This window comes from Streptomyces sp. NPDC102462 (assembly GCF_044765425.1).
GTDB lineage: Bacteria > Actinomycetota > Actinomycetes > Streptomycetales > Streptomycetaceae > Streptomyces.
Genome location: NZ_JBIWKB010000002.1, coordinates 292356 through 311070 on the forward strand (window position 1 = coordinate 292356; position 18715 = coordinate 311070).

Annotated in this window: 16 protein-coding genes; 6 read left to right on the plus strand and 10 right to left on the minus strand. The window is 71.3% G+C overall.

What is annotated here, in order from left to right; all coding sequences use genetic code 11:
• The first annotated feature begins 271 nt into the window (after positions 1 to 271).
• Positions 272 to 1480, plus strand: a complete 1209-nt coding sequence (locus tag ACIRFL_RS03450) for a nucleotide sugar dehydrogenase (RefSeq protein ID WP_404023500.1) — start codon at positions 272 to 274, stop codon at positions 1478 to 1480.
• Between the two features lie 827 nt (positions 1481 to 2307).
• Here ACIRFL_RS03450 and ACIRFL_RS03455 read toward each other — a convergent pair.
• The 4 genes from ACIRFL_RS03455 to ACIRFL_RS03470 all read right to left on the minus strand — a co-directional run bounded on the left by ACIRFL_RS03455 (position 2308) and on the right by ACIRFL_RS03470 (position 7034).
• Positions 2308 to 3432, minus strand: coding sequence for a GuaB3 family IMP dehydrogenase-related protein (locus ACIRFL_RS03455; protein ID WP_404023502.1), 1125 nt, complete (start codon positions 3430 to 3432; stop codon positions 2308 to 2310).
• A gap of 224 nt (positions 3433 to 3656) precedes the next feature.
• On the minus strand, positions 3657 to 5159 hold the full coding sequence (gene guaB, locus ACIRFL_RS03460) for an IMP dehydrogenase (RefSeq protein WP_404023504.1): 1503 nt from the start codon (positions 5157 to 5159) through the stop codon (positions 3657 to 3659).
• Between the two features lie 163 nt (positions 5160 to 5322).
• On the minus strand, positions 5323 to 5910 hold the full coding sequence (locus ACIRFL_RS03465) for a sigma-70 family RNA polymerase sigma factor (protein WP_030641278.1): 588 nt from the start codon (positions 5908 to 5910) through the stop codon (positions 5323 to 5325).
• A gap of 512 nt (positions 5911 to 6422) precedes the next feature.
• Positions 6423 to 7034, minus strand: a complete 612-nt coding sequence (locus ACIRFL_RS03470) for a response regulator transcription factor (RefSeq protein ID WP_003948568.1) — start codon at positions 7032 to 7034, stop codon at positions 6423 to 6425.
• Positions 7035 to 7415: 381 nt separating this feature from the next.
• On the opposite strand from ACIRFL_RS03470, the gene ACIRFL_RS03475 reads away from it, so the two are divergent.
• On the plus strand, positions 7416 to 7745 hold the full coding sequence (locus ACIRFL_RS03475) for a WhiB family transcriptional regulator (protein ID WP_404023505.1): 330 nt from the start codon (positions 7416 to 7418) through the stop codon (positions 7743 to 7745).
• Positions 7746 to 7827: 82 nt separating this feature from the next.
• On the opposite strand, the gene ACIRFL_RS03480 is transcribed toward ACIRFL_RS03475, so the two are convergent.
• On the minus strand, positions 7828 to 8727 hold the full coding sequence (locus ACIRFL_RS03480; RefSeq protein ID WP_404023506.1) for a LysR family transcriptional regulator: 900 nt from the start codon (positions 8725 to 8727) through the stop codon (positions 7828 to 7830).
• An 80-nt stretch (positions 8728 to 8807) separates the two neighbouring features.
• Between ACIRFL_RS03480 and ACIRFL_RS03485 the strand changes: the two genes are divergently transcribed.
• From ACIRFL_RS03485 to ACIRFL_RS03495, 3 genes are all read left to right on the plus strand, one after another.
• Positions 8808 to 9485: an MOSC domain-containing protein gene (locus tag ACIRFL_RS03485; protein WP_404023507.1), complete on the plus strand. Its 678-nt coding sequence runs from the start codon at positions 8808 to 8810 to the stop codon at positions 9483 to 9485.
• A gap of 97 nt (positions 9486 to 9582) precedes the next feature.
• Positions 9583 to 10356 (plus strand): SDR family NAD(P)-dependent oxidoreductase, encoded by a 774-nt coding sequence (locus tag ACIRFL_RS03490; RefSeq protein WP_404023508.1) that lies wholly within the window; start codon positions 9583 to 9585, stop codon positions 10354 to 10356.
• 97 nt (positions 10357 to 10453) lie between these two features.
• Positions 10454 to 11161, plus strand: coding sequence for an ester cyclase (locus ACIRFL_RS03495; RefSeq protein ID WP_404023509.1), 708 nt, complete (start codon positions 10454 to 10456; stop codon positions 11159 to 11161).
• A 61-nt stretch (positions 11162 to 11222) separates the two neighbouring features.
• On the opposite strand, the gene groL is transcribed toward ACIRFL_RS03495, so the two are convergent.
• The 4 genes from groL to ACIRFL_RS03515 all read right to left on the minus strand — a co-directional run bounded on the left by groL (position 11223) and on the right by ACIRFL_RS03515 (position 15252).
• A complete protein-coding gene (gene groL, locus ACIRFL_RS03500) occupies positions 11223 to 12848 on the minus strand; it encodes a chaperonin GroEL (RefSeq protein WP_404023510.1) in 1626 nt (541 codons plus the stop codon).
• A 113-nt stretch (positions 12849 to 12961) separates the two neighbouring features.
• A complete protein-coding gene (gene groES, locus ACIRFL_RS03505) occupies positions 12962 to 13270 on the minus strand; it encodes a co-chaperone GroES (RefSeq protein ID WP_132856129.1) in 309 nt (102 codons plus the stop codon).
• Between the two features lie 210 nt (positions 13271 to 13480).
• A complete protein-coding gene (locus tag ACIRFL_RS03510; RefSeq protein WP_404023511.1) occupies positions 13481 to 14320 on the minus strand; it encodes a polysaccharide deacetylase family protein in 840 nt (279 codons plus the stop codon).
• Positions 14317 to 15252, minus strand: coding sequence for a polysaccharide deacetylase family protein (locus tag ACIRFL_RS03515; RefSeq protein WP_404023512.1), 936 nt, complete (start codon positions 15250 to 15252; stop codon positions 14317 to 14319). The genes ACIRFL_RS03510 and ACIRFL_RS03515 overlap by 4 nt, the downstream gene beginning before the upstream one ends.
• On the opposite strand from ACIRFL_RS03515, the gene ACIRFL_RS03520 reads away from it, so the two are divergent.
• Positions 15235 to 16599, plus strand: a complete 1365-nt coding sequence (locus ACIRFL_RS03520) for a methyltransferase domain-containing protein (RefSeq protein ID WP_404023513.1) — start codon at positions 15235 to 15237, stop codon at positions 16597 to 16599. The two genes, ACIRFL_RS03515 and ACIRFL_RS03520, sit on opposite strands and share 18 nt — an antisense overlap.
• On the opposite strand, the gene ACIRFL_RS03525 is transcribed toward ACIRFL_RS03520, so the two are convergent.
• Positions 16577 to 18622, minus strand: coding sequence for a cell wall-binding repeat-containing protein (locus ACIRFL_RS03525; RefSeq protein WP_404023514.1), 2046 nt, complete (start codon positions 18620 to 18622; stop codon positions 16577 to 16579). The genes ACIRFL_RS03520 and ACIRFL_RS03525 overlap by 23 nt on opposite strands.
• Between the last annotated feature and the right edge of the window lie 93 nt (positions 18623 to 18715).

Genomic DNA, 18715 nt, shown 5'->3' on the forward strand with positions numbered 1-18715 from the left:
CTGTCGGTCGCGTCGGCCGCACCCGGTGGGCGAAGCCCGGTTCGTCCCCTCCTCATGCCCAAATTCTGACCGGCTTGCCCGACTTCAGCCACCACTCGCCCCCAGCCTGTGGACAACGACCGCGTGACCAGCGGAAGACCACCGCAAGACACAAGAAGACAATCCCACATCACGGTCATATTTACTCCTAGTGTGACATTGCGCTCGCCCGTCCTGTCCACCGGGCTTGCGCACCTGTCCCGCTTCGGCTACTGGGAAGGACGGCCCACGCATGCCCGCAGACCTCGCCGTCATCGGACTCGGCCCCTACGGCCTGCCCCTCGCCCAGGCAGCCGTCGCCGCCGGCATCGCCACGCTCGGCTACGCCACCGGGCCGGAGACCGGCTCGCTCAGCCCCGCCGAACTGCGCCGGATGCTCTCGGGGGGCTTCCGGCCCGCCACCGACCCGGCCGGGCTCGGCCGGGTGCGCACCGCGGTGATCTGCGCGCCGACCCCCCGGGGCGTGGACGGCGGGCTCGACCTGAGCCAGGTGGAGTCCGCCGCCCGCACCCTGGCGGCCCGGCTGCGCCCGCACACCACGGTGATCCTGGAGTCGCCGGTGCATCCGGGCACCACCGAGGACTTCCTGCGGCCCCTGCTTGAGAAGGGTTCGGGGCTGCGCGCGGGCCGCGACTTCCACCTCGCCTACGCGCCCAGCCGTGTCGACCCCGGCAACCGCGACCACACCCCGGCCAACACGCCCAAGGTCATCGGCGGCCTCACCCCGGCCTGCACCGAGTCCGCCGCGGCGTTCTACGCACGGCTGACCGACAAGGTGGTACGCGCGCGTGGACCGCGCGAGGCGGAGACGGTGCAACTGCTGGAGACGAACTTCCGGCACGTCAACATCGCCCTCGTCAATGAAATGGCCGTCCTGTGCCATGACTTGGGCGTGGACCTGTGGGACGTCATCCGCTGCGCGGAGACCAAGCCGTTCGGCTTCCAGGCGTTCCGGCCCGGCCCCGGTGTCGGCGGCCACGGCGTCCCGCAGGACCTGACCGGCCACGCCGGCCGCCCGCTGCGCATGGTCGAACTGGCCCAGCAGGTCAACGGCCGCATGCCCCGGTACGTCGTCCAGCGGGCCGCCGTCCTCCTCAACGAGCACGGCAAGTCGGCCCGCGGCGCGCGCGTGCTCCTGCTGGGCGTCACCTACAAGGCCGACCTCGCCGACCAGCAGGGCACCCCGGCCCACGAGGTCGCGATCCGGCTGATGGAGCTGGGCGCCTCCGTCAGCTACCACGACCCCCACATCGCGTCCTGGAGCGTCCTGGACCGCCCGGTCCCGCGCGCCGACTCCCTGTACGAGGCCGCGGCCGACGCCGACCTCACGATCCTCCTCCAGCAGCACCGCACGTACGACATGCAGGGCCTGTCGGTGAAGGCTCAACTGCTGCTGGACACACGGGGCGCCACACCCACGGGAGCGGCGCACCGGTTGTGAAGGGGGCGCACGCGGAGGGGGCTCACTCCAGAGCCGGTGGCACAGGGCGCCGACCGACGGGTAGCGTACGAAATCGGGCCGAGCCCCACCGCAGTGGCCACTGCAGGGGGCTCCTGACCGGTTTACGGGTGTCAGCCCCTAATTCTCCTGGGGGCGGCCGCTCACCCCGGTCGTAAAGGGTGGAGCCCAACGCAGCGGGAACTGCAGCGGGCTCCTGAAGGTGAACGGAGTGTCCACCCCGTCTCTATAGGGGTGGCCGCTCCCCCTCCGTAAATCCGCAAGATCCACCTCCTCCGGAACCGGACCGCCCCACAGCGAATCCGGTACCGTACAAAAAGGTGGAGCCCACCGCAGCGGCCACTGCAGCGGGCTCCTGGCCGGTTTACGGGTGTCCGCCCCTAGATCTCATGGGGGCGGCCGCTCACCGGCCGTAAATCCGCAAGATCCACCTCCTCCGGAACTTCACCAGCCGAAGCCGAACGCGGTCCCAGCGGGTGGGCTTGCGGTGACGGCCCATGGGCGCGCCCCCTTCCACGATGCCGCCCAGAGGCCCGGTAGGGCGGTCCGTCGGAATTCGGGCCGGGCCCCGAGGGCGGGGTCCGGACCGTGTCCTTGGAAGGGGGCGCCCCAGAGAACGGGGTCGCCGATCACTGACGCTACCTGCTGGGTTCGCCCGTTCAGCCCATATTCGCCCCGAACGCAACCGCGCGCCCCTCGCACACAACCCGCGCCCCCACAAGGCCACTTGGGCATACGGAAAGGCTCGGCCACCCCCGCTAGGGGCGGCCGAGCCCGTGTCGGCGTCTCAGGTCGAGCGCGGTGTCACCTCACCGCCGGTGCTGCGAGTCCGCCACGGTGACCTCCACCCGCTGGAACTCCTTCAGCTCGCTGTAACCGGTGGTCGCCATGGCCCGGCGCAGGGCACCGAAGAAGTTCATCGAACCGTCGGGGCTGTGGGACGGGCCGGTGAGGATCTCCTCGATCGTGCCCACCGTGCCGAGGTCCACCTTCTGGCCGCGCGGCAGTTCCTCGTTGACCGCCTCCATGCCCCAGTGGTGGCCCCTGCCGGGCGCGTCGGTGGCGCGGGCCAGCGGGGACCCCATCATCACCGAGTCCGCGCCGCAGGCGATCGCCTTGGGCAGGTCCCCGGACCAGCCGACACCGCCGTCCGCGATCACATGCACATACCGGCCGCCGGACTCGTCCATGTAGTCCCGGCGCGCGGCGGCCACGTCCGCGACCGCCGTGGCCATCGGCACCTGGATGCCGAGCACGTTGCGCGTGGTGTGCGCGGCGCCGCCGCCGAAGCCGACCAGCACACCGGCCGCGCCGGTACGCATCAGATGCAGGGCCGCCGTGTAGGTGGCGCAGCCGCCGACGATCACCGGGACGTCCAGCTCGTAGATGAACTGCTTCAGGTTCAGCGGCTCGTGCGAGGAGGACACGTGCTCCGCGGAGACCGTCGTACCGCGGATGACGAAGATGTCGACGCCCGCGTCCACCACGGCCTTGGAGAACTGGGCGGTGCGCTGCGGGGACAGCGCGGCGGCCGTGACCACGCCGGAGTCACGCACCTCCTTGATGCGCGCGCCGATCAGCTCCTCCTGGATGGGGGCCGCGTAGACCTCCTGGAGCCGCCGCGTCGCCTCCTCGGCGGGCAGGGCGGCGATCTCGTCGAGCAGCGGCTGCGGGTCCTCGTACCGCGTCCACAGCCCCTCCAGGTTCAGCACGCCCAGGCCGCCCAGCTCGCCGATGCGGATCGCGGTGGCCGGGGAGACGACGGAGTCCATGGGGGCGGCCAGGAAGGGCAGCTCGAAGCGGTAGGCGTCGATCTGCCAGGCGATCGAGACCTCCTTCGGGTCCCGCGTACGGCGGCTCGGTACGACGGCGATGTCGTCGAAGGCGTACGCCCGGCGGCCGCGCTTGCCGCGCCCGATCTCGATCTCAGTCACGTCTGTGGCCTTTCCCTGATGCGTTCAGCGTCTTCCAGTATCGCCGACGGGCCGCACACCGCCCCCGCTCAGGTGCCGCACACCGCCCCCGCTCAGATGTCGGACATCGCCCGGCTCCCGGATACGGCGAGGGCGCGCTCGGGCACGACAAGAGCGGCCCCGGAAGATCCGGGGCCGCACTCAAAACGTCTCAGAACGTCACGCGCGGTGCACGCGCGCGTGGGTCACTGCTGGCTGTAGTTGGGCGCCTCGACCGTCATCTGGATGTCGTGCGGGTGGCTCTCCTTGAGCCCCGCCGAGGTGATCCGGACGAAGCGGCCCTTGGACTCCATCTCCTCGATGGTGGCCGCGCCCACATAGCCCATGGTCTGGCGCAGGCCGCCGACCAGCTGGTGCAGCACATTGGCCAGCGGGCCGCGGTAGGGGACCTGGCCCTCGACGCCCTCGGGCACGAGCTTGTCGTCGGAGGCGACGTCGGCCTGGAAGTAGCGGTCCTTCGAGTACGAGCGGGCCTGGCCGCGGGACTGCATGGCGCCCAGCGAACCCATGCCGCGGTACGACTTGAACTGCTTGCCGTTGATGAACAGCAGCTCCCCGGGTGACTCCTCGCAGCCCGCGAGGAGGCTGCCCAGCATCACCGTGTCGGCACCGGCGGCCAGTGCCTTGCCGATGTCGCCGGAGTACTGCAGACCGCCGTCGCCGATCAGCGGGACACCGGCCGGACGGGCCGCGAGGGACGCCTCATAGATGGCGGTGACCTGCGGCACGCCGATGCCGGCCACCACGCGGGTCGTGCAGATCGAACCGGGGCCCACGCCCACCTTGATCCCGTCGACACCGGCGTCGATGAGGGCCTGCGCGCCGTCCCGGGTGGCGACGTTGCCGCCCACCACGTCGACGGAAACACTCGACTTGATCTTCGACATCCAGCTGAGCGCGTTGCTGTTGTGGCCGTGCGAGGTGTCGACGACCAGGAAGTCCACGCCGACCTCGGCGAGTGCCTGGGCACGCTCCAGGGCCTCGGGGCTGGCGCCGACCGCGGCGCCGACGAGCAGCCGGCCCTCGGCGTCCTTGGCCGCGTTCGGGTACTGCTCGGCCTTGACGAAGTCCTTGACCGTGATGAGGCCCTTGAGCACACCCGCGTCATCGACCAGGGGAAGCTTTTCGATCTTGTGCTGGCGCAGCAGCGCCATCGCCTCGACCCCGGAGATGCCGACCCTGCCGGTGACCAGCGGCATCGGCGTCATGACCTCGCGGACCCGACGCGAGCGGTCGCTCTCGAAGGCCATGTCCCGGTTGGTGACGATGCCGAGCAGCCGGCCCTGTGGGTCGGTGACGGGGACGCCGCTGATCCGGAACTTGGCGCACAGGGCGTCGGCATCGGCGAGGGTGGCCTCCGGGCCCACCGTGATCGGGTCGGTGACCATCCCGGACTCGGACCGCTTGACCAGGTCGACCTGGTTGACCTGGTCCTCGATCGAGAGATTGCGGTGCAGCACACCGACGCCGCCGAGCCGGGCCATCGCGATCGCCATGCGGGACTCGGTCACCTTGTCCATCGCCGCCGACAGCAGCGGGATGTTCACCCGGACGTTGCGGGAGATGCGGGACGAGGTGTCGACCGCGCTCGGGAGCACATCGGATGCGCCCGGCAGCAGCAGCACGTCGTCGTAGGTCAGCCCGAGTGTCGCGAATTTACCGGGCACTCCGTCGACGTTGGCAGTCATGACACCTTCCCCAATGGCCTTGATCGGTGCGGATGTCCATGCTAACGGGAAGCGCGACCGTCCCATTCCACGGTTTCCACGGTCCGGGGCGGCCCCGGGCTTCGTATGTTCGTACGGACCGTGCGTCCGGCCCGTTCAGACACTGGTCCGTGGCCGCGGGCGGCTACTGCTCGGCCAGCGCCCGCAGGCGGCTGAGGGCCCTGTGCTGCGCCACCCGTACCGCACCGGGTGACATTCCCAACATCTGACCGGTCTCCTCCGCGGTCAAGCCCACCGCGATCCGCAGCAGCAGCAGCTCGCGCTGGTTCTCCGGAAGATTGGCCAGCAGCTTCTTCGCCCACTCGGCGTCGCTGCTGAGCAGGGCCCGCTCCTCGGGGCCCAGGGAGTCGTCCGGGCGCTCGGGCATCTCGTCGGAGGGGACGGCCGTGGAGCCCGGGTGGCGCATCGCGGCCCGCTGCAGGTCGGCGACCTTGTGCGAGGCGATGGCGAAGACGAACGCCTCGAAGGGGCGGCCGGTGTCCCGGTAGCGGGGCAGCGCGAGGAGGACGGCGACACAGACCTCCTGCGCCAGGTCCTCGACGAAGTGGCGCGCGTCGCCGGGGAGCCGGGACAGCCGGGTGCGGCAGTAGCGCAGCGCCAGTGGGTGGACATGGGCGAGCAGATCGTGCGTGGCCTGCTCGTCCCCGTCGACGGCGCGATGCACGAGCGCACCGATCGCCCCATGGGCCGTGCCCGCCTCGTCGTCGCGCATCGGACCATGGTGCCCTGCGGCCGTCCGGTCCGTCGCATCGTGCTGATGGTTGTGCACCGAAGCGTTATGAGCAGGTGCGCCGGCACTCATCTCCTGCGCCCTCCCCTTCCGCTCGACCGACTCGTCCCCGAGAGACTCCACACCTCAAGGATGCGGCATCCGCGGCGAAACGAGCAGCGGGCACCCGCCGGACGGTGCCGCCCGGACCGGGGTCCGCGCCCCCGAGGGGGCGCGGGGAACCGCGTGACCAGCCACGGACGGCCCGCCATTCACCGACCGCGAAGCCCTGAGCGGCCCTTGGGCCACCAGGGCGTCCGCACACCCGGCGACAGGACCTAGGCCCTGTCGTCAAACCCCCGCCTGCCCCGCGACGCCATGCACGCACTCTCGCCGCACCGGCCACAGGCCCAAGTACGTCCAGTACGAGGACCTGCGCCCGGCACCCCGAGAGCACGCACCTGACGCCGCAGGGCCCGCCCTCCGGGCGAACGACGGGAGTTTGACGACAGGACCTAGCGGACCAGTCCCCAGCGGAAGCCGAGCGCCACCGCGTGTGCGCGGTCCGAGGCGCCGAGCTTCTTGAACAGGCGCCTGGCGTGGGTCTTCACGGTGTCCTCGGACAGGAACAGCTCGCGGCCGATCTCGGCGTTGGAGCGTCCGTGGCTCATGCCTTCGAGCACCTGGATCTCGCGCGCGGTGAGGGTGGGCGCGGCGCCCATCTCCGCCGAGCGCAGCCGGCGCGGGGCGAGCCGCCAGGTCGGGTCGGCGAGCGCCTGCGTCACCGTGGCGCGCAACTCGGCGCGCGAGGCGTCCTTGTGCAGATAGCCGCGGGCGCCGGCGGCGACCGCGAGTGCCACGCCGTCGAGGTCCTCGGCGACGGTGAGCATGATGATGCGGGCCCCGGGATCGGCGGACAGCAGCCGCCGCACGGTCTCGACGCCGCCCAGTCCGGGCATGCGTACGTCCATGAGGATGAGGTCCGAGCGGTCGGCACCCCAGCGGCGGAGGACTTCCTCGCCGTTGGCCGCCGTCGTCACACGCTCGACGCCGGGCACGGTCGCGACCGCGCGGCGGAGCGCTTCTCGGGCAAGCGGGGAGTCGTCGCAGACGAGGACGGATGTCATGGCCGCCCTCCGCAGCTGATGCGCGTCACCTTGAGCCTCCAGGCTGGTACGGAATCGTCACCTGTGCGGTCGACCGTCTCGGACGCCTGCCCGAGCGCTTGTGTTCTCAACCGCCTCCGCACTCTCAACGACGGTCACTCGAAAGAGTTACGGGGCTGCGTGCAATCTTCGGCACTCTACGTGAGGGCGCGCACACGGTGCATACATGCCCGACAGACTCTCAGGTTTTCATCACAACCTATGCCCCATTTAGCCCCTTTTCTTCCCATTTCACGGTGTCTGGGGCTAGATTCGCAATGAGTCATATTTTCATCTTCTTAGACCGGACATGTACGGTCGTTGGCACCGTATCCGCCCAGAACGGCGACAAGGGGTCACGTAATGGCAGATTTCTCCCGCCTTCCCGGACCGAACGCGGACCTGTGGGACTGGCAGTTGCTGGCTGCCTGCCGTGGGGTCGACAGTTCGCTCTTCTTCCACCCGGAGGGTGAGCGCGGGGCGGCTCGGAGTGCTCGCGAGAACTCGGCCAAGGAGGTCTGCATGAGGTGCCCGGTCCGCGCGGAGTGCGCGGCGCATGCGCTGGCAGTACGCGAACCGTACGGCGTGTGGGGCGGCCTGACCGAGGACGAGCGCGAGGAGCTGATGGGAAGGGCGCGGAACCGGCTGGTGTCGGCTTCGTCGACCAGCGGGGACACCGCACCCAACACCTGAAGGAACGTTTCTGCAACCCCATACCGCTGCGCCCCGCTGCTGGGCGTGGCGGCACGCGCACGCCTGCCCGCGCCCGTACCCCTCACTGCCGGCGGGCGGCCCGCGCCAACTGCTCCAGCGTCGCCGCCACCGCCGGGACATGCGCGAGGTCCGGCAGCGTGAGGGCGACGATCTCCCGGCGTACCGCCGGTTCCAGCGCCACCGTGCGCGCGCCCCGCGGACGGACCGACTCGATCGCGAGCTGCGGCAGGACGGCCACGCCGAGTCCGGCACCGACCAGGCCGACCACCGCCGGATAGTCGTCCGTGGCGAAGTCGATGCGGGGCGTGAAGCCCGCGCCCTCGCACACCTCGACCAGCTGGCCGCGGCAGCGCGGACAGCCCGCGATCCACGGTTCCGCGGCGAGGTCGCCGATGGCGACGGACCGCGCGCCCGCGAGCCGGTGCCGCTCGGGCACCAGCGCCACCAGACGGTCCGTCAGCAGCGGCCGTACGACGAGGTCGTCCCATTCCTCGGCGCCCGCCGCGTCCGCGTACCGGAACGCCAGGGTCACGTCGCAGTCGCCGGCGCGCAGCAGATCCACCGAGTGCGGGGGCTCCGCCTCCTCGAGGAAGACACGGGTGCCGGGGTGGGCGGCGCGCAGCGCGGCGAGGGCGGTGGGGACGAGGGTGGAGCTGCCGCTCGGGAAGGACACCAGGCGGACCCGGCCGGCCCGCAGCCCGGCGATCGCGGCGACCTCCTCCTCGGCCGCGGTCAGCCCGGCGAGAATCCCCGACGCGTGCCGCACCAGCGCCTCGCCCGCCTCCGTCAGACGCATCTCACGCCCGCTGCGGACCAGCAGCGGGGTGCCGACCGATGTCTCCAGGGCCTTCATCTGCTGACTGACGGCCGGCTGGGTGCAACCCAGCTCCCGGCCGGCCGCCGAGAAGGAGCCGGTGGTGGCGACGGCGCGCAGGGCGCGCAGATGACGGGGCTCGATCACCCTTCGAGCATAAGCCGACCTTGGGCGCAGTGCCCGATATTGCGTCGACGCTTTGAGCGCGCTGCCGTACGGTGCCCGGCATGCAGCTTCTCTCGGTGAATGTGGGGCGCCCGAAGACCGTCGACTACACGGACCAGCCGGACGGGCTGACCGGCATCGACAAGCGTCCGGTGGACGGGCCGGTGCGGGTGGCCGCGCCGGGCCCGAAGGGCAGCGACGGTAGCGGCCTCGCCGGGGACGCGGTCTGCGACCTGCGCCACCACGGCGGCGACGACCAGGCGGTGTACGCGGTCGCGCGCGAGGACCTGGACGACTGGGAGGGCGAGCTGGGCCGGACGCTCGCCAACGGCGCCTTCGGGGAGAACCTGACGACGCGGGGTCTCGACGTCTCCGGCGCGCTGATCGGCGAGCGCTGGCGCATCGGCCCGGACGTCGTGCTCGAAGTCACCTGCGGGCGCATCCCGTGCCGGACGTTCCAGGCTCACCTGGGCGAGCGGGGATGGGTGCGGAGGTTCACGCGGAAGGGTGCGCCCGGTGCCTACCTCCGGGTGATCGAGCCGGGTGAGATCAAGGCGGGCGACCCGGTGCGGATCGTGTACCGGCCGGACCACGATGTGACGGTCGCCGTGCTGTTCCGCGCGGAGACCACCGAGCGGGAGCTGCTGCCCCGCGTCCTCGCGGCGGGCCCGGCCCTGCACCCGGAGGCCCTGGCCGCGGCCCGTGCGTACGTGGCGAAGCACGGCGGCCAGGGCGTCTGAGCGGCCGCGACGGGCGGCCCGCGAACGAGCGTCGCACCGGCTGGAGGGCCGCGCGCACGGAACGGGTGCCGTTTTCGCGGGTAACTACTCTTGGGCCATGACAACGGCTCTGATTACGGGTTCGACGGCGGGGATCGGCGCCGCGTTCGCGCGGCGGCTGGCGGCGGACGGGCATGATCTGGTCCTGGTCGCGCGGGACACCGGACGGCTGCGCGAACAGGCGACCGAGCTGCACGACCGGCACGGCATCGAGGCGGAGGTGCTGACGGCCGACCTGGCACAGGACGAGGGCATCGAAGCGGTCGCCGCCCGGCTCGGCGACCGCAAGAACCCCGTCGACCTGCTGATCAACAACGCCGGCTTCGGCAACAAGGGCCGCTATCTGGACGTACCGATGGCCGACGAGCTGCGGATGCTCAAGGTGCACATCGAGGCGGTGCTGCGGCTGACGTCGGCGGCGAGCGAGGCGATGCGGGAGCGCGGGCGCGGCGGCATCGTGAACGTGGCCTCGGTGGCGGCCTTCGTGCCGCGGGGCACGTACGGGGCGTCCAAGGCGTGGGTCGTGCAGTTCACCCAGGGGGTCGCGAAGGATCTGGCCGGTACGGGCGTCCGCCTGATGGCGCTGGCCCCCGGGTTCGTGCGCACCGAGTTCCACCAGCGGGCCGGTATGGGCACGGACAACATCCCCGGGTGGATGTGGCTGGACGCGGACAAGCTGGTCGCGGCGGCGCTCGCGGACCTGGCGCGTGGCAGGACGCTGTCCATTCCGGATCCGCGGTACAAGGCGCTGATGGGGCTGGCGAAGGTGGCACCGCGCGGACTGGTGGGCGGCATCAGCTCCCGCACCGGGCGCAGGTACGGCCCGCGGTGAGCCCACGGCGGACCCTCGCGCGCCGAAGGTGAGGGCGCCGCTCGGGTGGGAAGATGGGCGGGAGGGAACCGGACCCAGGGGGGCCGGAGGCGGCGTCATGACGTTCGTACAGCTCATCGAGTGCAGGACGAGCCGGTTCGACGAGATGAACCGGCTGCTGGACACATGGGTCGAGCAGACCAAGGGGAAGCGGACCGCGACATACGACCTGGTCGGCAAGGACCGGTCCGACGCGTCGCACATCGTCGAGATCGTGGAGTTCCCGTCGTACGCGGACGCGATGCGGAACTCGAACCTTCCCGAGACGGGCAAGGTCTACCAGCAGCTGGTGGCCCTGTGCGACGAGATGCCGACGTTCATCGATCTGGACGTCGTACGCGACGAGCCGCTGGGCGCGGAGACGGTGCGGCGCTTCTTCGCGACGCTCGCGGCGCCGGGTGAGCTGGGGCCGCTGAACGACCTGCTCGACGAGGACGTGCACAGCCACGATCCGCTCAATCCGCAGGACACGATCGGGCTGGACTCGGTCCGCGCCGAGTACCGGATGTGGCGGGCCGCCTTCGAGGCCGCCTTCACCGTGGAGGACCTGATCGTCCAGGGCGACCGGGCCTGTGCCCGCTGGACCTGGAACGCCACGCACCGGGGGGAGTTCCTGGGGATCACCGCCACCGGCAGGCGGGTGACCACGACCGGTACCACCGTCTTCCGGTTCGGCGCGAACGGCCGGATCGCCGAGACATGGTGGCAGCACGACCAGTTGGGGCTGATGCAGCAGTTGGGCGCGCTCGACCAGCTGGAGCAGTGACCGCGAGGGGCAACGCGAAGGCCCGGCGCCCTTTCGGGTGCCGGGCCTTTTCTGCCGGGTGTCAGTGGGCGTGGCCGTGGCCGTGGCCCGCGGCGGCCGGCTCTTCCTCTTCCTTCTTCTCGACGACCAGGGTCTCGGTCGTCAGCAGGAGGGAGGCGATGGAGGCGGCGTTCTCCAGGGCGGAGCGGGTGACCTTCACCGGGTCGATGACGCCGGCCTTGACCAGGTCGCCGTACTCGCCGGTGGCGGCGTTGTAGCCGTTGCCCTTGTCCAGCTCCTTGACCTTGGAGACGATCACGTAGCCCTCAAGGCCCGCGTTCTCCGCGATCCAGCGCAGCGGCTCGACGACGGCGTTGCGGACGACCGCGACACCGGTGGCCTCGTCGCCGGACTTGTCGAGGTTGCCGTCGAGGACCTTGGAGGAGTGGACGAGCGCGGAGCCACCACCGGAGACGATGCCCTCCTCGACCGCGGCGCGGGTCGCGGAGATGGCGTCCTCCAGACGGTGCTTCTTCTCCTTCAGCTCCACCTCGGTGGCGGCGCCGACCTTGATCACGCACACGCCGCCGGCCAGCTTCGCAAGGCGCTCCTGGAGCTTCTCGCGGTCCCAGTCGGAGTCGGTGTTCTCGATCTCGGCCTTGATCTGAGCGATGCGGCCCTCGACGTCCGACTTGTCGCCGGCACCGTCGACGAGGGTGGTGTCGTCCTTGGTGACGGTGACGCGGCGGGCGGTGCCGAGCACGTCAAGACCGACCTGGTCCAGCTTGAGGCCGACCTCTTCGGAGATGACGGTGGCGCCGGTGAGGATCGCCATGTCCTGCAGCATCGCCTTGCGGCGGTCGCCGAAGCCCGGGGCCTTCACCGCGACGGCGTTGAAGGTGCCGCGGATCTTGTTGACGACCAGGGTCGACAGGGCCTCGCCCTCGACGTCCTCGGCGATGATCAGCAGCGGCTTGGAGGAGCCCGCCTGGATGACCTTCTCCAGCAGCGGCAGCAGGTCCGCGATGGCGGAGATCTTGCCCTGGTTGATGAGGATGTACGGGTCCTCCAGGACGGCCTCCATGCGCTCCTGGTCCGTCACGAAGTACGGCGACAGGTAGCCCTTGTCGAAGGCCATGCCCTCGGTGAAGTCCAGTTCGAGGCCGAAGGTGTTGGACTCCTCGACGGTGATGACACCGTCCTTGCCGACCTTGTCCATCGCCTCGGCGATCAGCTCGCCGACCTGCTGGTCCTGGGCGGACAGCGCGGCGACGGCGGCGATGTCGGACTTCTCGTCGATCGGCCGGGCCGAGCCGAGCAGGTCCTCGGAGACGGCCTTGACGGCGGCGTCGATGCCCTTCTTCAGGGCGGCCGGGGAGGCACCGGCGGCGACGTTCTTCAGGCCCTCGCGCACCAGGGCCTGGGCCAGCACGGTGGCGGTGGTGGTGCCGTCACCCGCGATGTCGTTGGTCTTGGTCGCCACCTCCTTGACCAGCTGGGCGCCGAGGTTCTCGTACGGATCCTCGATCTCTACCTCACGGGCGATGGTGACGCCGTCGTTGGTGATGGTGGGGGCGCCGAACTTCTTGTCGATGACGACGTTGCGGCCCTTGGGGCCGATCGTCACCTTCACCGTGTCGGCCAGCTTGTTGACGCCGCGCTCAAGGGCGCGACGGGCGTCCTCGTCGAACTTCAGGATCTTCGCCATGGCAGCGGGAGCCCTCTCGGAATTCTGGTGATAAAGACGCTGCGCCCCGGGCACCCGGCTTCTTGATGGCGGGGCCAGGGGCGCAGCTCACAGCACGAGTGCTTCGGGGTGAATTACTTCTCGATGATCGCGAGCACGTCGCGGGCCGAGAGAACGAGGTACTCCTCGTTGTTGTACTTCACCTCGGTGCCGCCGTACTTGCTGTAGAGCACGACGTCGCCGACGCTGACGTCGAGCGGAAGACGGTTGCCGTCTTCGAAGCGGCCCGGGCCCACGGCCAGGACGACGCCCTCCTGGGGCTTCTCCTTGGCGGTGTCCGGGATGACCAGGCCCGAGGCCGTGGTCTGCTCGGCGTCCAGCGGCTGGACCACGATGCGGTCCTCAAGCGGCTTGATGGCAACCTTGGAGCTGGCGGTCGTCACGATCCGACCTCCCCCTTCGGAGATCTCACGGGGTTAACTGTCTGAGGTGGCGACCAGGTCGATCCGTCGTCGCGGGTGCCGGACCTGCCCGTCGCGTTGTTGGCACTCTCCATGGGGGAGTGCCAGACCCGAGACTATGACTGCGATTAGCACTCGGTCAAGCGGAGTGCCAATCCGCGGCGGCGCGTCCGCCGAGGTGGCCCCGACGGCTCACAGGTAGTCCTCCAGGCGGCCCACGGTCAGACCGGCGGCCTGGACCCGCCGGAGCAGGCGCGTCGTGCGCTCCCTGAGGGTGGGTCCGGTGGACTCGTCGGGACCGACCAGGATGATGTCGCCGGGGCGCAGGCGCTTGTCGCCCCGGACGTAGTCGAGGGTGTCGGCGCCCATCTCGGCCCGCCACAGGATCACCGCGGCGATGCCGCAGTCGGCCGCCGCGGTGAGGGTCGTCGTGTCGTACGTGCCGTAGGGCGGGCGGAAGAGGCGGGGGCGGATGCCGAAGCGGGACCTGAGCTTGTCCTGCTGGCCGCAGATCTCGGCGCGCTGCCCCGCGTAGGGCAGTCCGCGCAGGGCGGGATGGTCGAGGGTGTGGTTCTGGACGTCGGCGCCGACCGAGCGGAGGCGGGCGAAGTGGCCGTAGCCCGGGCCGACGACGCTGTCGGTGAGGAAGAAGCTGACCGGGAGCCGCAGGTCGCGGACCATGTCGATGAACCGGGGGTCCCGCTCGGCGCCGTCGTCGTAGGTGAGGAAGACGACCGGGTCGGATGTCGTCACATGGTCCACGACCGGGGGCAGGGGGCGGCCCGCGGTGCCGGCCGGCAGGGGGCGCGCGGCGGGTTTGGGGGCCGGGGCGAGCGGGGCGCTCAGGCCCCATTGGCGGTAGGGCTGCCGGGTGGCCGGACCGTGTGACCGTACGCCCTGGGCGGCCTTCTTGCCGAGCCGTTCGATGGGGTCGACGGACTGGGCGCAGCCGGCCAGGAGCAGGACGCCGGCCAGGGCGGCGGCCGGCGTCCGGCACCGTGCCGCCGCCGTGGGCCGCCCCTGGCGCCTCACAGGTAGTCCTCCAGGCGGGCCACCGCGTAGCCCTCGCGGGTGACCTTGTTCAGGAACCGCCGGACCATGTCGGTCATGGACCCGTCCCAGTCGGAGCGGCCCCGGAAGTGGGTGAGCACGATGTCCCCGGGGTGCAGGCCGCGGTCCCACTCGCGGTACTCCCAGTGGTCGACGAAGACCTCCTCGTCCCAGATCGGCGCGTACTTGATCCCGCAGGACTTGGCGGCGACCAGGGTGTCCCGGTTGTAGTTGCCGTACGGCGGGCGGAAGACGGTCGGGCGCTTGCCGAGCTGCTTCTCCAGGATGTCCTGCATGCCGCAGATCTCGTCCCGCTGCTCCTCGTAGGACAGGCCGGGCAGGTAGGGGTGGTGGAGGGTGTGGTTGTTGAGCGTGATGCCCTGCGACTGCATCGTCCGGAAGTAGCCGTAGTCGTCCTTGGCCAGGTAGTCGCTGAGGAAGGCGGTGTACGGGATCTTCAGGTCGGCCATCATGCGCAGGAACGCCGGGTCCTTCTCGGCGCCGTCGTCGATGGTGAGGAAGACCACCTTCTGCCGGGTGGGGATCGTGGTGAAGACCGGGGGCAGGCCCAGTTCCTCCTGGTCCTCGACCTCGAAGCCGTCGCGGGCCGTGATCCGCGGCTTGTGCGCGGGGGGCGGCGGGGGCGTCAGGGGTACCTCGTCCAGGCCCCAGCGGCGGGCGGCGGCGGCCAGGGTGGCACGGTCGGCGCCGCGCCGGGCGTCGTAGTCGTCCAGGCGGGGGGCGGGGGGCGCCTGGTGCGGCTGCCGGCCCGAGGCGGGGCGGACGTCCGCGTCACCGCCTGGCGCCGTGCAGCCGGAGACGACGGCGGTGACGGCGAGCAGGGCGATGCCGCCCCGGACGGACGGCCTGCCACGATGTGCGCTAATTTTGTCATTTTGTACTACTACTCGCATGGTGCCGGATCCTCGCAGCCGCCGGCCGCCGATCGGGTCCGACACCGCCGCCGCGGGCGCAGCATCCACCGACTGGCCCACAATGACCCGGTGAACGACCTGCTCCCCTTCCGCTCACTGCTCACCCCCGAGGGCCGTGCCCTCCTCGACGAGGTACGCGACACGCGGCCCGGCGACGAACTCGCCGTCGCCACCCGGCTGCGCCGCGCGCACCCGGCCGAACTGGTCTCGGCGGCCCTCGGCCAGGCCCGGCTGCGGCAGCGGGCGGTGGCGAAGTTCGGGGCCGCGGACGCGGGCCTGATGTACTTCACGCCCGACGGGGTCGAGCAGGCGACCCGGACCAGCGTGGCGACGTACCGGGCGGCACGCCTGCGCGACCTGGGCGTCGGCTCCGTCGCCGACCTGTGCTGCGGCATCGGCGGCGACGCGATCGCGTTCGCCCGCGCCGGGATCCGGGTGCTCGCCGTGGACCGGGATCCGCTGACGGTCGAGGTCGCCCGCGCCAACGCGGCGGCCCTGGGCCTTGAGGAGCTGATCGAGGTGCGGGAGGCGGATGTCACCGGGGTCGACACCTCCGGCTGGGACGCCGTGTTCGTCGACCCGGCCCGGCGCGGCGGCCGAACGGGAGGAGCCGCGCGGGGCACGTCGGTGACGGGCGGCGGCCGGGCGGCGGGTGGGCGGATCTTCGACCCGGAGGGCTACTCGCCACCGCTGTCCTGGGCGGTGGGCGCGGCGTCGGCGGCGCGCACGGCCGCGCTGAAGATCGCGCCGGGGATCGCCCACGAGGCGATCCCGGACCGGGCGGAGGCCGAGTGGATCTCGGACGGCGGGGAGGTGAAGGAGGCGGTGCTCTGGTTCGGCACCGGGACACCGGGCGCCGTGCGGGCCACCCTGCTGCCCGGTCCGCGCACCCTGCTCGGCCGGGGCCTGCCGGACCCCGAAGTGCGGCCCGTGGGGCGGTACTTGTACGAACCCGACGGCGCCGTCATCCGCGCGCACCTGGTGGCCGAGGTCGCCGCGGAGCTGGGCGGCGGGCTGATCGACGCGACCATCGCCTATGTGACCGCGGACGAGCTGCGGGCGACACCGTACGCCACGGCCTACGAGATCACCGACCGGCTCCCCTTCAACGTGAAGAAGTTGAGGGCGCTGCTGCGGGAGCGTCGGGTCGGGACGCTGACCGTGAAGAAGCGGGGGTCGGCGGTGGAGCCGGACGAACTGCGCAGGAAAGTCAGGCCGCAGGGGCCGAACGCGGCGACGGTGTTCCTCACGCGCGTCGCGGGGGCGCCGACCATGCTGATCGGGGCCCCCGCGACGGCGACCGCTACTGGTGCCGGGCCGTCCTGAGCGAGTCCAGGTCCGGCTCGGCGTCCGGCCGGCCGGACTTGGCCGGGGCGGCTGCGGGCCCGTCGCCGCCGGCGCGCAGCGCGAAGGACTGCGTGCCCGCGCCCTCGACGCCGTTGTAGAACGGCCGGTACACGAAGTCGTTCCCGCCGACGCTGATTGACGAGCCGGCCGTGTTCAGCCCGCCCAGGGTGACCGAGCCGGTGTCGCCGAAGGCGATGACGGAGTGGGTGCCCGCGGACTGGCGCAGCAGGTAGCTCTTCGTGTCGTCGGACAGGCCGGGCCGGGACGTCCACAGGATCGGGCCGTAGACGTTCATCGCCGCGCCCGCGGAGATCCCGTCGCGCCAGGAGCCGGTGTAGGCGACGGCGACCGTGCGCGGCGTGGTCCACCAGAGCTTGGCGACGGCCACCGAGAGGGCCTCGGCGGTGCCCGCCGTGACCGGGTAGTAGTAGTACGTCGACGGCCACTTGGAGAGGTACGTGTGCGTCACCGCGTACTTCGCCGCCGACCCGACCGGGATGATCATGGTCTTGTCGGGGTTCAGGCTGTTGAGGTACGACTTCACCGCCGAGGACAGCGTGTTGCCGCTGGTCAGGACGAGACTGCCCGCGGCGGCCGGGCCGTCGGCGCCCGCCGCCGCGGCCGCCGGAAGGGCCGCCTTGTAGTCGGTGCCGCTGGCCAGGAAGACGTACTTCGGGCTGGTGGTCACCACCTTGGCCGCCGAGACGGAGGTCGCGTAGCGGTCCGCTGCGGAGATCCGCTTCGGGACGTAGCCGAGGGTCCGCAGCTGCGCGGCGACGTCGCCGGACAGGACGGAGGTGCCGCCCAGCATCCAGACGTTCGCGCCCGGCTTCAGCACCCGCTTCAGCTCGTTCTTCACCGCCGTCGACAGCCCGGTCTTCGGCGTCATCAGCACCGGGCCCTGCTTCTTGCCGGCCAGTGCGGGCGCGGTCAGCGAGTACGCCGAGTCGTCCCGGTTGACCAGCACCGCGGACTTCGCGTCCAGCAGGCCGGGCCGGCTCGTGCCGACCGTGTTCCAGCTCCAGCGGGAGGAGGCGGCGTTGGTGGCGTAGGAGTCGGCGCCCCAGACCCGGCCGGTGGTGTTCTTGCGCAGCGGCTGCCAGCTGGGGTTGTCGCCGATGCGCCGGCCCGCACCGCCCGCCACCTTGGTCAGCTCGCCGGTGGCCACGTCGACGTACTCGATGGTGTGCACGTCGTCGCTGTTCGGCGAGGTGTGGGCGTCGAAGACGATCCGGGTGCCGGTCGGCGACCAGGACGGGTTGGCGTACTGCCGCGGACCGGTGGTCAGCTGCTTGACGCCGGTTCCGTCGGCGTCGGCCGTGAAGATCTGGGTGTTGCCGTCGGCGTCCGGGCGGACGAAGGCCAGCTTGGTGCCGTCGGGCGAGTAGTCGGGCTGCCGGGCGTCGGCGAGGACGCGCTTGACCGTCCGCGCTGACCCGTCGTAGACGTAGACGCCGGCGTTGTCGTCGCAGCCGTTGGTGCTGCGCTGGAAGGCGACCAGGCCCGTCGTGCTCACCGTCGGGTGGGTGTCGCAGACGGTGGACGGCTCCAGGGCGTTGGTCAGCAGCGGCTTCGGGGCCCACGACCCGTCCGAGGGGCCGTAGACGAGCTGACCGCCGGTGGAGAAGACGACGTAGCCGCCGCTCCAGCCGAAGGCCAGGTCCTCGTACGGAGCGCTGGAGCGCACACCCTCGGCCCACGGCAGGGTGATCTTGGCGGAGCCGCTGGGGCGGAAGCTGGAGATCCGGCCCGAGCTGGTGATCAGCCGGCTGCCGTCCGGTGCCCAGGCGGCGTGGTCGCCCCCCACATTGGGGATCTGGCTGGTATTGCCGGTCGCCGGGTCGATCAGGGTGCCCCCGTCGACGAGGATCTTGCCTTCGGTGCCGGGCCAGGGCCCCGCGTCGTCGGCGGCGGCGCCCGGCGCGGTCGCCAGGGTGCCCACCGCGGCGAGCACCGCCGCGGTCGCGAGCGCCGCGGCACGGCGGCGCGTGAACAGTCTCAAGTTGTCGACCCCCCACGGTCGGATGACATGTCAGTCGAGTTGCCGCGCGCGGCCGGGTCGGCGTCTGTCCCCCAGGCGACCACACAGCCGTTC

Excerpts from the sequence above, each read along its gene's own strand:
- ACIRFL_RS03450 (WP_404023500.1), top strand. The coding sequence starts at position 272 with ATGCCCGCAGACCTCGCCGTCATCGGACTCGGCCCCTACGGCCTGCCC.
- guaB (WP_404023504.1), bottom strand. The coding sequence starts at position 5,159 with ATGACTGCCAACGTCGACGGAGTGCCCGGTAAATTCGCGACACTCGGG.
- ACIRFL_RS03465 (WP_030641278.1), bottom strand. The coding sequence starts at position 5,910 with ATGCGCGACGACGAGGCGGGCACGGCCCATGGGGCGATCGGTGCGCTC.
- ACIRFL_RS03470 (WP_003948568.1), bottom strand. The coding sequence starts at position 7,034 with ATGACATCCGTCCTCGTCTGCGACGACTCCCCGCTTGCCCGAGAAGCG.
- ACIRFL_RS03475 (WP_404023505.1), top strand. The coding sequence starts at position 7,416 with ATGGCAGATTTCTCCCGCCTTCCCGGACCGAACGCGGACCTGTGGGAC.
- ACIRFL_RS03485 (WP_404023507.1), top strand. The coding sequence starts at position 8,808 with ATGCAGCTTCTCTCGGTGAATGTGGGGCGCCCGAAGACCGTCGACTAC.
- ACIRFL_RS03490 (WP_404023508.1), top strand. The coding sequence starts at position 9,583 with ATGACAACGGCTCTGATTACGGGTTCGACGGCGGGGATCGGCGCCGCG.
- ACIRFL_RS03495 (WP_404023509.1), top strand. The coding sequence starts at position 10,454 with ATGACGTTCGTACAGCTCATCGAGTGCAGGACGAGCCGGTTCGACGAG.
- groL (WP_404023510.1), bottom strand. The coding sequence starts at position 12,848 with ATGGCGAAGATCCTGAAGTTCGACGAGGACGCCCGTCGCGCCCTTGAG.
- ACIRFL_RS03515 (WP_404023512.1), bottom strand. The coding sequence starts at position 15,252 with ATGCGAGTAGTAGTACAAAATGACAAAATTAGCGCACATCGTGGCAGG.